The following is a 13,778-nucleotide window of genomic DNA, read 5'->3' as shown; positions in this document are numbered from 1 at the left end:
GCGCCATACCCCCTTGCAGATAAGGAACGCTGTTCCATAGTATCGGCGATCAAACCCCGATTTCCCGGGAAATGGAGAAAAGGCGAATGGCTGTCCGGCTCGACGACATGGATCGGAAGATCCTTTCCCAGCTGCAGGAGGATGCGGCGCAGTCGCTCGACGAGATCGCGCGCAAGGTCGGCTCCTCGAAGACGCCGGTCTGGAACCGGATCCGCAAGATGAAGGAGCTCGGCGTGATCGGGCGGCAGACGGTGATCCTCGACGCCGAGGCGCTGGGGCTCGAGGCCTGTTTCTTCGTGCTGATCCGCACCTCGGAACACGAGGCCGACTGGCAGCGCAAGTTCCTCGACGTCTTGCGCGCGCGCCCCGAGGTGCTCGAGGCGCACCGGCTTGCCGGCGACATCGACTACATTCTGAAGGTGCGGGTGAAGAACGCGCGCGCCTATGACCAGTTCTATCAGGCGCTGATCTCCGAGGTGAAGATCTACAACGTCACCGCGCTGCTGAGCATGGAAGAGATCAAGTCGACGACATTGCTGCCGCTTTAAGCGGGGAGGGGGCGCTGCCCCCGTCTCCTGCGGAGACCCCCCGAGGTATTTTCGGCAAGATGAAAGCGGCTTTCTTCTTGGCCGAAATACTCCGGGGGTCCGGGGGCGGCGCCCCCGGCCGGTTTCAGGCCGCGTCGAGCGCGGAGAGGATCGCGCCGAAATCGGCGGCCTTCAGGCTCGCGCCGCCGACGAGCGCGCCGTCGACGTTCGAGGTCGCGAAGATCTCCGTCGCGTTCGAGGGTTTCACCGAGCCGCCGTAGAGGAGTCGCACCGCCGCCCCTTCGGCGCCGAAGCGCGCGACGAGTTCGGAGCGCAGGAAGTCATGCACCTCGGCGATCTGCGCGAGCGTCGGTGTACGGCCGGTGCCGATCGCCCAGACCGGCTCGTAGGCGATCACCGTATTCGCGCCGGTGGCGCCATCGGGGGTCGAATCGAAGAGCTGCTTGCCGACCACTTCGAGGGTTTCCTCGGCGTCGCGCTGCGCCTCGGTCTCGCCGACGCAGATCACGGTGACGAGGCCCTCGGCCCGCGCGGCCTCGGCCTTGGCGCGCACGATCGCATTCGTCTCGCCATGATCGGCGCGGCGCTCGGAATGGCCGAGGATCACATGGCTCGCGCCGCAATCGCGCAGCATCGCCGCGGCGATGTCGCCGGTATGCGCGCCCGAGGCTTTCATGTGGCAATCCTGCCCGCCGACGGCGATCTTGCCCGCCGCCACCTCCGCCATCGCCGCGACCAGCGTCGCGGGCGGGCAGAGCAGCACCTCGGATTTCGGGTTCGGGTGGGCGGCGATCAGCGCGCTCACCTCGGCGAGGCTCGCCTTCACCCCGTTCATCTTCCAGTTGCCTGCCGCGAGTTTCCGACGCATCCGCCCCTCCATTGCTGTGTCCGGGGCGAGATTAGGCGAGGCCGCGCGAGGGCGAAAGGGGCGATGGCGCTATCAGCCCGCGTCCGCGTCGCGGAACTTGATCGATTCGCCGCAACCGCAGGTTTCGACGACGTTCGGATTGCGGAACTTGAAGCCGCTTTCCAGAAGCCCGGTCTCATAGTCGATCTCGGTGCCGATCATGAACATCTGCGCGAGCGGCGCGATCAGCACGCGCGCGGGGCCGTCCTCGACCACGAGATCCATCGGATCGGCCTCGGCGGCGATCTCCATCGTGTATTCCATGCCCGCGCAGCCGCCCTTCTTCACCCCGATGCGAAAGCCCGCGGCCTGTTCGCGCGCCATCAACGCGGCGATCTGCGCCGCGGCGGCGGGGGTGAGGGTGACGGGCGGTTTTCCGGGCTGGGCGAACATCGGGCTCTCCTTGACAGGATCAAGATAGGCGCCGGGGGGCGGCACGGCAAGCCGCCCCCCGGGATCGGTCACAGAAACGGGTAGTCGGTGTAGCCCTCGGCGCCGCCGCCATAAAGCAGCTTGGCGCGCAGCGGATTGAGCGGCGCGTCGCGTTCCAGACGCACGGGCAGATCAGGGTTGGCGATGAAGGCGCGGCCAAAGGCCACCGCCGTGGCCTTGCCCGTGGCGACGGTCTCGAGCGCCATCTCGCGGCTGTAGCCGTTGTTCGCGACATAGGGCGCGGCGATCTGCTCGCGCAGCGCCTCGAGCGCGCCCGCAGGCCAGTCGCGCGGGCCGCCCGTCTGCCCCTCGACCATATGAACGAAGGCCAGATCGCGCGCATTCAGCGCCGCGATCACCGCCGAGAAGAGCGCCGGCGTGTCGCTGTCGAGCCCGACATTGTTCGCGTTCGAGAAGGGCGAGATCCGGATGCCGACGCGCCCCGGCCCCCAGACGCCGGTGACCGCGTCGACCACCTCGGTCAGGAACCGCACCCGGTTCGCGATCGAGCCGCCGTAGCCGTCCGTGCGCTGGTTCGAGGTGTCGCGCAGGAACTGGTCGATCAGATAGCCGTTCGCGCCGTGGATCTCGACGCCGTCGAAACCGGCCTCCTTGGCGCAGGCGGCGGCATGGGCGTAATCGGCGAGCGTCTGCGCGATATCCTCCTCGGTCATCGCGCGCGGCAGCGCGGTCTCGACGAAACCGGTGCCGTCGAAGGTCTTCGCTGCGGCGCTCAGCGCCGAAGGGGCAAGCGGCGTCGCGCCGTCGATGATCGTCGGATGCGAGACGCGGCCCACATGCCAGAGCTGCGGCACGATCTTGCCGCCCTCGGCATGCACGGCCTCGGTGATCCTGCGCCAGCCCGCGATCTGTTCGTCGCTGTAGATGCCGGGCGTCCAGGCATAGCCCTGCGCCACGGGCGAGATCTGCGTGCCCTCGGTCACGATCAGCCCGGCGGAGGCGCGCTGGCGATAATACTCGACCATCAGATCGGTCGGCACGCGCGCGGGGGCGCGGTTGCGGGTGAGCGGCGCCATCACGAGGCGGTTCGAAATCTCGATCGCGCCGAGGCGGCCGGGGGAGAAAAGCGTGTCGGTCATGTCATGTCCCTGCTGGGCGCGAAAGGCGCCGAAGTGAACGGTGCGGTTCAAAATGGGGCGTTTCGGCGCCCGGGCAAGGGGGCTGCCCGCACAGGGGGCTGAGCGCCGCCGCACCGTAGGGCGCGCGCCGTCACATGAAGCCGAGTTCGAGCCGCGCCTCTTCGGACATCATGTCCATACCCCATTGCGGATCGAAGGTCATCTCGACATCGACCGAGCGCACGCCGCCCACCGCCTCGACCGCGTTCTGCACCCATTCGGGCATCTCGCCGGCCACCGGACAGCCGGGCGCGGTGAGCGTCATCAGGATCTTCACATCGCCCTCGTCCGAGATCCTGATCGTGTAGATCAGCCCGAGATCGTAGATGTTCACCGGAATTTCCGGGTCATAGACGGTGCGGCAGGCCTCGACCACGCCATCGAAAAGCGGGTGTTCGGTGTCGGAAGGCTGGATCAGCGGCGCGCCCTCGGGCAGCGGCTCGGCCTGGGTGTTCATGGCATGTCCCATAAGCGATAGTCGAGCGTTTATATAGGGAATGACGGCGGAAGGTAAAGCCCGCCAAAGGGGGGAAACGCGGCGAAATCGGGGTGCGTGACGACGCGACGCTTGAAATGCGCGGGGCTTTGGCGGAGCGTTGCGGCATTTGAAGGGGAGGAGATTGTGATATTGACTTCAGTCAACGCATCAAGGATCTCGCGGCGCGTTCGCGTCACGCCAGCCAGCACGCCCTGACCGAGGAGGCGACGAAGACCTCGGTCGTGATGCCGCTGATCCAGGCGCTCGGCTTCGATGCCTTCAGCCTCGACGAGGTGGTGCCCGAATTCGTCGCCGACGTCGGCATCAAGAAGGGCGAGAAGATCGACTTCGCGCTGAAGATCGCGGGCAAGACGGCGATCCTGCTCGAGGTGAAGCCGATCTCGATGGAACTCGGCTCGGCGCAATACAGCCAGCTTTTCCGCTATTTCTCCACCGTCGAGGCGCGGCTCGCGATCCTCACCAACGGGCGCGAGATCTGGTTCTTCTCCGATATCGACGAACGCAACCGGATGGACCGCAAGCCCTTCTTCACCTTCGATCTGCAGAATTACGACGAGCGCCAGGTGGAGGAACTCGCCCGCTTCCAGAAGGCCGATTTCGACATCGAGAAGATCCTCGAGGCGGCCTCGAACCTGCGTTTCGTCAAGGCGGCGGCGGCCGAGATCGCGCGCCAGCTCGCCGGGCCCGACGACGATTTCGTGCGCTTCTTCGGACGCCATATCTACGAGGGCAGCATGACGAAGGCGGTGGTGGAAACGCTGCGCCCGGCGATTCAGGCGGCGCTCGACGAGGTGGTGCGCAACCGCATCCAGGAGCGGCTGAACCTGACCTTCGGCAAGGACGCGCCGCAGATCGAGGCGGGCGAGAAGAAACCCGCCGATCCGGGGGCGGGCAGCGAAATCGTCACCACCGAGGAGGAGATCCAGGCCTTCATGATCGTGCGCGCGATCGCTTCGCGGGTGGCGCCGGTCGCCCGGATCACGATGCGCGACGCCAAAAGCTATTGCAGCATCTTCGTCGACGACAACAACCGCAACCCGGTCTGCCGGCTGCATTTCAACGCGAAGACGGTGAAAACGGTCAGCCTGTTTTCGCCGCAGCCGGACAAGACCGAGACGAAACACCAGATCGAGGATCTCTCCGAGATCTACGGCTTCGCCGAGCAGATCGTCGCCACGGTGCAAAGCTACCTCTGAAACGGGCGCCGCCCCTTCATCTTGCCGAAAATACCTCGGGGTCCGGGGCGGCGCCCCGGTCCGCCCTTGACCCGGGCGCGGCGCCGGGTCACATCGCAGCCATGGTTCCGCTCGACAAACTCGCTCAGATCACCGACCGCTTCGAGTTTCTCGAGGCGAAGCTGAACGCGACCGCGACGCCCAGCGAGATCGCCACGCTCTCGCGCGAATATTCCGAGCTGAAACCGGTGGTCGATCAGATTGCCGCCTATCGCCAGGCGCTCGATGATGTGACCGAGGCGGAGGGCTGGCTTGCCGATCCCGAGATGAAGGGGCTGGCCGAGGAGGAACTGCCGCGCCTCAAGGCCCGCATCCCCGAGATGGAACAGGCGCTGCGCCTTGCCCTTCTGCCGAAGGATGCCGCCGATGCGCGCCCCGCGATCCTCGAGATCCGCCCGGGAACGGGGGGCGAGGAGGCGGCGCTGTTCGCGGGCGACCTTCTGCGGATGTATCAGCGTTATGCCGAGACGATGGGCTGGCGTTTCGAGCTCCTCGATTTCACGCCGACCGAACTTGGCGGCGTGAAGGAGGCGGTCGCGCGGATCGAGGGCGAGGGCGTCTTCGCGCGCCTCAAATACGAAAGCGGCGTCCACCGCGTGCAGCGCGTGCCCGAGACCGAGGCGGGCGGGCGGATCCACACCTCCGCCGCCACCGTCGCGGTGCTGCCCGAGGCGGAGGAGGTCGACATCGAGATCCCCGCCGCCGAGATCCGCATCGACACGATGCGCTCCTCGGGCGCGGGCGGCCAGCACGTCAACACCACCGACTCGGCGGTGCGCATCACCCATCTGCCGACCGGGATCGTGGTGACCTCCTCGGAGAAATCGCAGCACCAGAACCGCGCCAATGCGATGGCGGTGCTGCGCGCCCGGCTTTACGAGCTCGAACGCGAGCGGCTCGCCTCCGAGCGCTCCGCCGACCGGCGCGCGCAGGTCGGTTCGGGCGATCGGTCCGAACGGATCCGCACCTACAATTTCCCGCAGGGCCGGATGACCGACCACCGCATCAACCTCACGCTCTACGCGCTCGCTCAGATCATGAACGGCGATCTCGGCCCGGTGATCGAGGCGCTGATCGCCGACGATCAGGCGGCGCGGCTCGCGGAGATGGGCGCATGAGGGCGCAGGACGCGCTTGTCCTCGGCACCCGGCGGCTGAGTGCCGCGGGGATCGAGGGGGCGGCGACCGATGCGCGCCGGCTGATGGCGCATGCGCTGGGCGTGGCGCCCGAGCGGCTGATGCTCGCGCTGCAGGACGCGATCACACCGGACCAGCAGGCGGTGTTCGACGCGGCCCTTACCGCGCGGGAGGCGCGCCAGCCGGTCGCGCAGATCACCGGGCTGCGCCGCTTCTGGGGGCAGGAATTCCGCGTCACCCGCGACACGCTCGACCCGCGTCCCGAGACCGAGATCCTCGTCGAGGCGGCGCTCGAGAAACCCTTCGTGAAGCTGATCGACCTGGGCACCGGCACCGGCTGCATCCTGCTCAGCCTGCTGAAATCCATGCCTTTCGCCACCGGCCTCGGCACCGATCAGTCCGAGGCGGCGCTGACCGTGGCCGCGGAAAACGCCGCCCGCCTTGGCCTTGAGAAACGCGCGCGGTTCCAGCGCGCCGACTGGTTTGCCGGCGTCACCGGGCGCTTCGATCTGATCGTCTCGAACCCGCCCTATATCGCCGAAAGCGAGATGGCGGGGCTTGCCCCCGAGGTGCGCGACTGGGAGCCGCATGCCGCGCTGACCCCGGGCGGCGACGGGCTCGACGCCTATCGCGCGCTCGCCCGCGGCGCCTTCACGCATCTGATGCCCGGGGGGCGCGTGCTCTTCGAGATCGGCCCGACCCAGGGCGCCGCGGTTTCCGACCTGCTCAGCGCGCAGGGGTTTTCCGAGGTTGCGATCCGGCGCGATCTCGACGGGCGCGACCGCGTCGTCGGCGCGGTGAAAGCGGCGGACGAGACCGGCTGCGGCTGCGCCTGAGCGCGGCTTTCGGGGTGGAAAAAATCCGCCGTCCCCCTGTTTTTCAGGTCAAATCGCCGCATGAGCGCAGATTTCGACTTGAAAGCCTCCCCCTTAAATGCTTAGTCACATTCGTGCGGTATGGAACTTCGATCCACCGCACGGCTCAGCTACACACTGCGGGTCTCGGGTCTTTAGGCGGGCATAGCCCGGCTTCGGCGCAGCGAACCCCGGTGGCGGGCCCGATCCCATTTCAAGGTCGCGGTCCTGACTTCAGGCGCCCCAGTGGCACAACAGACGCAGGCTCATGAGATCCTCCAAATCCCGTTCGCGCAACAAGTCGAACCGTCAGCGCTCGATCGGCAATATCGTCAATCGCGTCTTCGACAGCTCCGGCCCCGAGGGCAAGGTGCGCGGCACGCCGCAGCAGATCATCGACAAATACCTGATGCTCGCGCGCGATGCGCAGCTCGGCAACGACCGGGTCGCGGAACAGAATTTCCTCCAGCACGCGGAGCATTACACCCGCATGCTCGGCGAGGCGCAGCGCGAGCTCGCCCGCGAGCAGGAGGAGCGCAGCCGCCAATACCAGTCGAACGGCAATGGCAACGGCAACGGTGGCAATAACGGCAACACCGGCAACCGTGACCGCAACGAGCCGCGCGAAGGGGGCGAGCCCCGCTTCGACGAGCCGGTGGCGATGCCCGAACCGCTCGCCGTCGAGGAGGAGGACTCGGGCCTCGTCGAGACGCCGGAGATGCGCGCCGAGGAACGCAGCGCCGAACCCGAGGTCGCTCAGCCCTCCGAGGACAGCGCCGCGCCCGCGCCCGCGGAAGCGGGCGAGGAGGTGCGCACGCCGCGCCCGCGCACCCGCCGCCCGCGCAAGCCGAAGGCCGAAAGCACCGGCGAGGGGGCTTCGGCCGAGGTGCCGAGCGCCGAGTGATCGGCGCTGCACGAATTTTCCGAAATTTCCGAAAGACACGAACCGCGCCGAAAGGCGCGGTTTTTCCGTCTCGGCCTGCCGCGTCTCGGCCCGCCGCGTCTCAGCCCGCGGCGAGGATCCGCGCGAGGCGGCAGAACTCTTCGAGGCTGACACGCTCGGCGCGTTCGGTGGGGGCGATGCCGGCCTCTTCGAGCATCGCCTCGATCCGCGGATGCAGCCCCTTGAGCGCCTGGCGCAGCATCTTGCGACGCTGGTTGAACCCCGCCGCCACCACCCGTTCGAGCACCTTCGGATCGGCCGGGAAGCGGGGCTCGGGCAGCGCGGTCAGATGCACCACGGCCGAATGCACTTTCGGCGCGGGGGTGAAGGCCTCGGGCGGCAGCACCATCACGATCTTCGCTTCCGCCCGCCACTGCGCGAGCAGCGCGAGCCGGCCGTAATGGTTGGTGCCGGGCTTCGCCACGATCCGCTCGGCCACTTCCTTCTGGAACATCAGCGTCAGGCTTTGCCAGAACGGCGGCCATTCCGGGGGTGTGAGCCAGCGGATCAAAAGCTCGGTGCCGACGTTGTAGGGCAGGTTCGCCGCGATCCGGATCGGCGGCGTCAGATGGGCACGCACGTCGATCGCGAGCGCATCGCCCTCGATCACCTCGAGCCGGCCGGGATAATGCGCCGCGATCTCGGCGAGTGCGGGCAGGCAGCGCGGATCCTTCTCGACGGCGAGCACCCGGCGCGCCCCCTCGGCCAGCAGCCCGCGGGTGAGGCCGCCCGGCCCGGGGCCGACCTCGAGCACGTCGCAGCCGTGCAGATCGCCCGCCGCCCGCGCGATCTTCGCCGTCAGGTTCAGGTCGAGCAGAAAGTTCTGGCCCAATGCCTTCTTCGCGACGAGATCATGGTCGCGGATCACCTCGCGCAGGGGCGGTAGCCCGTCGATCGCCACCATGACGCTTCCCTTCATCTTGCCGAAAATACCTCGGGGGGTCTCCGCAGGAGACGGGGCAGCGCCCCCGGTCCGCCTTCGGATGCCTCCGGCGGGGATATTTCATCACTTTGGAAACGGCAAGCGTCTGGGCGCCGCGGGGGCTCAGCCGCGCCGCGCCGCGCCCATCTGCGCCGCCATCTTCAGCGCTGAGATCAGGCTGGCCGGATTGGCGCGGCCCTGGCCCGCGATGTCATAGGCGGTGCCGTGATCGGGCGAGGTGCGCACGAAGGGCAGGCCGAGCGTCACGTTCACGCCGCCGTCGAAATCGAGCGTCTTGATCGGAATCAGCGCCTGGTCGTGATAGGCGCAGATCGCGGCATCGTATTTCGCCCGCGCGCCGGCATGGAACATCGTGTCGGCGGGCAGCGGCCCGGCGACGACGAAGCCCTCGGCGCGCAGCCCGTCGAGCGTGTCGTTGATCCAGTCGAGCTCCTCATGCCCCATCGCGCCGCCTTCGCCCGCATGCGGGTTCAGCCCGGCGACGGCCAGCCGCGGCGCGGCGAGGCCGAAATCGCGGCGCAGCCCCTCGGCGGTGATCCGCACCGTGTCGCGCAGCACCTGCGGGCTGAAGGCCTTCGGTACATCGGCGAGCGCGATATGGATCGTTGCCGGCACCACGCGCAGCGGCGGATGCGCGGCCTCGGCGGCGAGCATCATCACCACCTGCACCCCGCCCGCGAGATGGGCGAGAAACTCGGTATGGCCGGGAAAGGCGAAGCCCGCGCCGTCATGCAGCGCCTTCTTGTGGATCGGCGCGGTGGTCAGCGCGAGCCCCTCGCCGCGCATCACCAGGTCGACGCCGCGCGCGATCACGTCGATCACCGCCTTGGCGTTGGCCGGATCGGGCTGGCCCGGCACCGCGGCGGCGGGGAAGGGATGGGGCAGCACCGGCAGGCCGCTGCCGGCGATCGTCATCGCCTCTTCCGGGCTCTCGATCTCGTGGATCTTCGTGCCGCGCGGCAGATGCGCGGGATCGCCGATCCAGACGAAGGGCAGGGCGGAGCCGAGCGATTCCCAGGCCTTGGCGGCAATCTCCGGGCCGATCCCGGAGGGATCGCCGCAGCTGACGAGAACCGGGCGGTCCATGTCGTTCCCGCTCATTTCCGCACGATCACGGCATTCGCCATGAGATCGGCCAGATAGCTGTCGGCCAGCGCGGACATCCGCGCGTTGAGCAGCCCGTTGCGCACGTCGTCGCGGCTCGGCGCCGCCTCGCCCTTGGCCGCGTCATAGACCCGGTCGCGCGAGCACAGCATCACCAGCGTGTCATTGCCGCCGCGATGCAGCCGTTCGGTCTCGCCGACGTCGAGATGGGAGAGCGCGAGCGCCACGTCGCCGGGCACCGCGGCCTGCGATTCCGGGGCGACACGGGTCAGCCAGCTCGCCGGCAGATCCTTCGCCACGGTGTAGAGATCGTCGCAATCCTTCGCCCCCGCGGCGGCCTTCGCGGCGAGCGCCTCGGTCTCGGGCGCGCCGGGCGGGCCGAGGGTGAGCGTCGCATAGCCCAGCGTCTGCGGCAGCTTGGCGACCGCGCCGCCCTCGTCGAGGCCGCGCAGCATGAACACCGCGACCGCGCCGGGGATCTGCATCGGCGCCGTGGTCTGGCCGGGGGCGAGCGCGAGGATCGGGCCGCGCAGCGCCGGCGGCAGGTTCTCGAGCGGCATCCAGTTCACCCGGCCGCCCTGATCGCGCGTCGCCGTCGCGGAATATTCGCGCGCGGCGGCGGCGAAGGCCGCTTCGCCGCGGGCCCGCGCAGCCTGTTCCGCCGCGGCCATCGCGCGGCCTTCCTCGCCCGGCGGGGCGGGGATCACGATTTCGGAGATCAGCACCCGGGTGCCGCGGCCGCGATTGGTCTCGACCGCGAGGGCGCGGTCGATATCGGCATCGGTGATCACCACGCTCGGGGCGAAATGCGCGCGCACCACCTCGCGCCAGAGCAGGCCGGCGGTGACGAAGTCGCGATAGGTCTGCGGATCGACCCCGGCCTTGGCGATCTCGGCGAGGAACTGCTCGGTCGAGAGGTTCGCGCGGGAGGCGAATTCCGCCATGCCCTTCTCGACCGCGTCCTTCTCGAGGGTGATGCCGTCCTGCTTCGCCTGCCAGTTGCGCAGCCGGTCCTCGATCAGCGATTTCTCCGCGGCCGCGCGCAGATCGCCGGTCTGGTGCAGCAGCTGCATGAAGGCCATGCGCTGTTCGATTTCGTAACCGGTGACGCCAAGCCCGTTGACGAGGATCACCGGCGAGAAACTCGCGCTGCCGAGGGGGGCGGGGCTCTGCGCCCAGGCGCCGGGTGTCGCCGGGCCGAGCGTCAGCCCGAGCGTCAGCACCATGCTCATCAGGGAGGAGAACCGCACCATCATTCCGTTCCGTCGTTTCGTCTTTTTCATTCGTCGTTCCGTCCCGGCCCCGTCGCTCAGCGCCGGCAGACGCGCTGCGCCGCGCCCGAGGCGGTGCTGCCGCCAAAGCCCGCAAGCTGGATCGACAGGCCGAAGTCGGTTTCGGGCTTCACACTAGAGGAGGAAGTGAAGCGGCGCGAGAGGGAAAGATCGACGGTGACGCATTCGTTGGCATATTGCAGCCCGAAGGCGGCCTTCGCCGCGCGATCGGCGGTGAAGTCGTAGCGGGTGTCGATCGTGCTCTTCCAGCCGCTCGCCCAGCTCCAGCCGGTCTCGAGCAAAAGCTCGTTGGTATCGGTCAGCCGGTTTTCCGCCGCATTCGCCTCCATCCAGAGATAGCCGGCGTTCACCTGGTATTTCTCCCCCGCGAAGCCGAGGCGCAGCTCGTCGCGCGAGACGCCGAAATCGTCGTCGAAGAGCGCCCGGTTCGAGAGGATCAGCCCTTCGGCGGTGCTCAGATGGGTGGCGAGGAGCCAGTCCGAGCTCTTGCCCGAAAGCCCGGAGCCGGTGGAGAACTGGTTCAGGTCGCGCAGGTTGACGATCCGCCCCGCGGTGACGCCCAGCGACCAGCCCGAGGCGTCGTGGCGCGTCCAGCTCAGCCCGAGATTCGCGCGCAGGCCGCGTTCGCGCGCATCCTCGCCCGGGTAGCGCGAGAAGGAGAACAGATTGCCCTCGTCGAATTCGGTGAGCCAGCTGTCCTCGTCGGGGATCGCGGTCAGGTGGTCGGGGCTCCAGACGATCTGCGCCACCGGCTCGATCACATGCGAGGCGCGGCCCGAGGTCTTCACCCAGGGCCAGCGCAGCTCGACGCCGAGAGTGGGCTGCGCGCGCAGCGTGTCGCCCTGATAGCTCGCGTCCTGGCGCACCGCGGTCGCGTCGAAGGCGAGCTGCGCCTCCGCCCCGGCGAGCACCCCCGCCGGCAGGAGCCAGTTGCGCCGCCAGTCCGCGGTGCCCGAGGCGCGCAGCATGTCGCGCCCGTCGGCCACGCTGTCGCTGTCGGGCCCGTCCCAGGTCAGCGTCGAGGCGCGGCGATGGGCATGCACCGACCAGTCGAGCGTCGCCTCGCCGCCGATGCCGGAGGGGCGGAACACCCGCGCCCATTCGAAATCGCCCGAAAGCATCGGCTGCGTGGTGTTGCTCTCGCCCGAGCGGATCGAATGGGTGTTGCCGGCGCGCAGCCAGATCATCTCGTCGCGCTTGACCTTCTGCAGCGTCACCCCGGACCAAAGCCGGTCCTCGTCGGTGATGCCGTAATTGAGCAGATAGGAAGGGTCGGTGACGGTGCGGATCTGCAGATCGAGCGTGTAGTCCCAGGGCAGCTTGAAGCTGCCGTCGGCAAAGAGATAGCCGCGCGTCTCGCCCTTGCGGATCGAGTCGCGGCTGAGCGCGCCCTCGGCCGAGAGCGTGCCGAAGGAGAAGGCCTGCCGATAGCCGAGCCCCAGCGTGCGGGTGTAATTGCTTGCGAGATAGGGGGTGACGGTCAGATCGGCGCTGTCGCCGAGCGTGATGAAATAGGGCAGTTTTAGCCCCGGGCCGAGGCTCGAGGTGGTGCGGAAGGTCGGCCGCAGGAAACCGGTCGCGCGTTTCACGCCCGGGTCGGGCATCCGCAGCTTCGGCACCCAGGCGAGCGGCACGCCCATCGCGCGGAACTGCGCGCCCTCGAAGTAAAGCTGATGCGTCACCGAGTCGTGGGTGACGCGCCGCGCCCGGATCTCCCAGAGCGGCGTCGGATTGGAGGCGCAGACCTGGCACGAGGAGGCGACGACCTTGTCGAAGGTGGTGATCCGCGCGCCGCGCCGTTCGATCTGCGTCGCGGCGAGTTGCAGCTCGCGCGCCATCACCATCCGCGCCCCGATCAGGATGCCGTTTTGCAGATCGCGGCTGAGCTCGGCGCTGTCGGCGACGATCACCGAACCGGTCTCGCCCGGCTGGACCAGGCGGATCGGCCCCTCGATGCTCAGCTTGTCGGTCGGCCGGTCATAGATGATCCGCGTCGCAGTGAGGCGGTTTTGCTGATAATAGACCTCGACCCCGCCCTCGGCGATCAGCTGGTCGGAGCCGGTCAGGATGATCTTGTCGGCGAGCAGCGTCGCGGCCTCGTCGGCCTGATCGGCGGTATAGCCCGCGGGGGCCGTGGCGGAGGCGGCGGGGGCGGCCGTGGCCGTGGCCGGATCGCTGCCCTGCGCGCGCGCGCTCAGCGGCGCGGCAAGCGCCAGCGCAAGCAGCAGCGGGGCGGCGGTAACGGCGGCGCGGGGGGCGGCGGAGCGGGGGCCAGGCATCAGCCGTCCTCCTTTTGCAGGATAAGCGCGAGCGCGAGCATCAGCGCGATCGCGGGCGGTGCCCAGGCGGCGAGGGTGACCGGGATCTGCCCGTTGTCGCCGAGCACCTGCGCGACATTGCGCAGGAAGAACACGCCAAGCCCGGCGCCGAGCGCGAGCAGCACCATCGCCCCGCTGTGGCCGAAGCGGGCATGGCGCATGGTGAAGCTCGCCGCGATCAGCACCATCGCCGCCATGATCAGCGGCGAGGCGAGCTCCATCTCGAACCAGACGAGGTGGCGGCGCGCCGAGAAACCGGCCTTCTCGAGGTCGCGGATGAAGCCGGGCAAGTCCCAGATCGGCACCGCCGAGGGGGTGCCGAATCGGTCGCGGATGCTTTCCGCGGTGAGATCGGTGGCGATCGTCAGCTTCGGCTCGGTCCTGGCGTCGCGCTCGGGGTTGGTCGAGGTGCCGAGCGGCCAGTCCTT

General features: G+C 68.6%; 14 protein-coding genes. 5 read left to right on the top strand and 9 right to left on the bottom strand.

Annotated features, from left to right (window positions below; translation table 11 throughout):
* Positions 1 to 86: 86 nt before the first annotated feature.
* The gene (locus AB7U46_RS14345; RefSeq protein WP_428337661.1) at positions 87 to 548 is read left to right on the top strand and encodes an Lrp/AsnC family transcriptional regulator; all 462 of its coding nucleotides are present in this window, start codon (positions 87 to 89) and stop codon (positions 546 to 548) included.
* A gap of 124 nt (positions 549 to 672) precedes the next feature.
* On the opposite strand, the gene tpiA is transcribed toward AB7U46_RS14345, so the two are convergent.
* The 4 genes from tpiA to AB7U46_RS14325 all read right to left on the bottom strand — a co-directional run bounded on the left by tpiA (position 673) and on the right by AB7U46_RS14325 (position 3,483).
* Positions 673 to 1,416: a triose-phosphate isomerase gene (tpiA, locus tag AB7U46_RS14340; RefSeq protein ID WP_428337660.1), complete on the bottom strand. Its 744-nt coding sequence runs from the start codon at positions 1,414 to 1,416 to the stop codon at positions 673 to 675.
* Between the two features lie 72 nt (positions 1,417 to 1,488).
* Positions 1,489 to 1,848 carry a HesB/IscA family protein gene (locus AB7U46_RS14335; RefSeq protein WP_428337659.1) on the bottom strand — a complete coding sequence of 120 codons (360 nt, stop codon included), beginning with the start codon at positions 1,846 to 1,848 and terminating at the stop codon, positions 1,489 to 1,491.
* Between the two features lie 68 nt (positions 1,849 to 1,916).
* Entirely contained in the window at positions 1,917 to 2,987 is a 1,071-nt protein-coding gene (locus AB7U46_RS14330; RefSeq protein ID WP_428337658.1) for an alkene reductase, read from the bottom strand.
* A gap of 130 nt (positions 2,988 to 3,117) precedes the next feature.
* Positions 3,118 to 3,483, bottom strand: a complete 366-nt coding sequence (locus AB7U46_RS14325) for an SUF system Fe-S cluster assembly protein (protein WP_428337657.1) — start codon at positions 3,481 to 3,483, stop codon at positions 3,118 to 3,120.
* Between the two features lie 170 nt (positions 3,484 to 3,653).
* Between AB7U46_RS14325 and AB7U46_RS14320 the strand changes: the two genes are divergently transcribed.
* From AB7U46_RS14320 to AB7U46_RS14305, 4 genes are all read left to right on the top strand, one after another.
* Complete coding sequence (locus AB7U46_RS14320) at positions 3,654 to 4,721, top strand: type I restriction enzyme HsdR N-terminal domain-containing protein (protein ID WP_428337675.1); 1,068 nt, start codon at positions 3,654 to 3,656, stop codon at positions 4,719 to 4,721.
* 101 nt (positions 4,722 to 4,822) lie between these two features.
* On the top strand, positions 4,823 to 5,878 hold the full coding sequence (prfA, locus tag AB7U46_RS14315; protein WP_428337656.1) for a peptide chain release factor 1: 1,056 nt from the start codon (positions 4,823 to 4,825) through the stop codon (positions 5,876 to 5,878).
* Positions 5,875 to 6,732 carry a peptide chain release factor N(5)-glutamine methyltransferase gene (prmC, locus tag AB7U46_RS14310; protein WP_428337655.1) on the top strand — a complete coding sequence of 286 codons (858 nt, stop codon included), beginning with the start codon at positions 5,875 to 5,877 and terminating at the stop codon, positions 6,730 to 6,732. Before prfA ends, prmC begins: the two co-directional genes overlap by 4 nt.
* A gap of 286 nt (positions 6,733 to 7,018) precedes the next feature.
* A complete protein-coding gene (locus tag AB7U46_RS14305; protein WP_428337654.1) occupies positions 7,019 to 7,654 on the top strand; it encodes a DUF4167 domain-containing protein in 636 nt (211 codons plus the stop codon).
* A 100-nt stretch (positions 7,655 to 7,754) separates the two neighbouring features.
* Here the strand turns inward: AB7U46_RS14305 and rsmA are convergent, their stop codons facing one another.
* The 5 genes from rsmA to AB7U46_RS14280 form a co-directional block, all read right to left on the bottom strand.
* Positions 7,755 to 8,597 (bottom strand): 16S rRNA (adenine(1518)-N(6)/adenine(1519)-N(6))-dimethyltransferase RsmA, encoded by an 843-nt coding sequence (gene rsmA / locus AB7U46_RS14300; RefSeq protein ID WP_428337674.1) that lies wholly within the window; start codon positions 8,595 to 8,597, stop codon positions 7,755 to 7,757.
* A gap of 141 nt (positions 8,598 to 8,738) precedes the next feature.
* Positions 8,739 to 9,722, bottom strand: coding sequence for a 4-hydroxythreonine-4-phosphate dehydrogenase PdxA (gene pdxA / locus AB7U46_RS14295; RefSeq protein ID WP_428337653.1), 984 nt, complete (start codon positions 9,720 to 9,722; stop codon positions 8,739 to 8,741).
* An 11-nt stretch (positions 9,723 to 9,733) separates the two neighbouring features.
* A complete protein-coding gene (locus AB7U46_RS14290; RefSeq protein WP_428337652.1) occupies positions 9,734 to 11,023 on the bottom strand; it encodes a peptidylprolyl isomerase in 1,290 nt (429 codons plus the stop codon).
* A 26-nt stretch (positions 11,024 to 11,049) separates the two neighbouring features.
* Complete coding sequence (locus AB7U46_RS14285) at positions 11,050 to 13,311, bottom strand: LPS-assembly protein LptD (RefSeq protein ID WP_428337651.1); 2,262 nt, start codon at positions 13,309 to 13,311, stop codon at positions 11,050 to 11,052.
* Positions 13,311 to 13,778, bottom strand: a 468-nt coding sequence (locus AB7U46_RS14280; protein ID WP_428337650.1) for an LptF/LptG family permease, incomplete at its 5' end; no start/stop codon positions are given. The genes AB7U46_RS14280 and AB7U46_RS14285, both read right to left, overlap by 1 nt.

Origin of the sequence: Paenirhodobacter sp. (genome assembly GCF_050177655.1) — a bacterium.
GTDB lineage: Bacteria > Pseudomonadota > Alphaproteobacteria > Rhodobacterales > Rhodobacteraceae > Rhodobacter.
Note: the sequence above shows the minus strand (reverse complement) of the source record. Positions and strands in the feature narration are given on the sequence as shown.

Coding starts and splice junctions, on each gene's coding strand:
- prmC (WP_428337655.1), top strand. CDS start 5,875: ATGAGGGCGCAGGACGCGCTTGTCCTCGGCACCCGGCGGCTGAGTGCC.
- AB7U46_RS14305 (WP_428337654.1), top strand. CDS start 7,019: ATGAGATCCTCCAAATCCCGTTCGCGCAACAAGTCGAACCGTCAGCGC.
- rsmA (WP_428337674.1), bottom strand. CDS start 8,597: ATGGTGGCGATCGACGGGCTACCGCCCCTGCGCGAGGTGATCCGCGAC.
- AB7U46_RS14345 (WP_428337661.1), top strand. CDS start 87: ATGGCTGTCCGGCTCGACGACATGGATCGGAAGATCCTTTCCCAGCTG.
- AB7U46_RS14290 (WP_428337652.1), bottom strand. CDS start 11,023: ATGAAAAAGACGAAACGACGGAACGGAATGATGGTGCGGTTCTCCTCC.
- AB7U46_RS14285 (WP_428337651.1), bottom strand. CDS start 13,311: ATGCCTGGCCCCCGCTCCGCCGCCCCCCGCGCCGCCGTTACCGCCGCC.
- prfA (WP_428337656.1), top strand. CDS start 4,823: ATGGTTCCGCTCGACAAACTCGCTCAGATCACCGACCGCTTCGAGTTT.
- pdxA (WP_428337653.1), bottom strand. CDS start 9,722: ATGGACCGCCCGGTTCTCGTCAGCTGCGGCGATCCCTCCGGGATCGGC.
- AB7U46_RS14325 (WP_428337657.1), bottom strand. CDS start 3,483: ATGAACACCCAGGCCGAGCCGCTGCCCGAGGGCGCGCCGCTGATCCAG.
- AB7U46_RS14330 (WP_428337658.1), bottom strand. CDS start 2,987: ATGACCGACACGCTTTTCTCCCCCGGCCGCCTCGGCGCGATCGAGATT.
- AB7U46_RS14335 (WP_428337659.1), bottom strand. CDS start 1,848: ATGTTCGCCCAGCCCGGAAAACCGCCCGTCACCCTCACCCCCGCCGCC.
- tpiA (WP_428337660.1), bottom strand. CDS start 1,416: ATGCGTCGGAAACTCGCGGCAGGCAACTGGAAGATGAACGGGGTGAAG.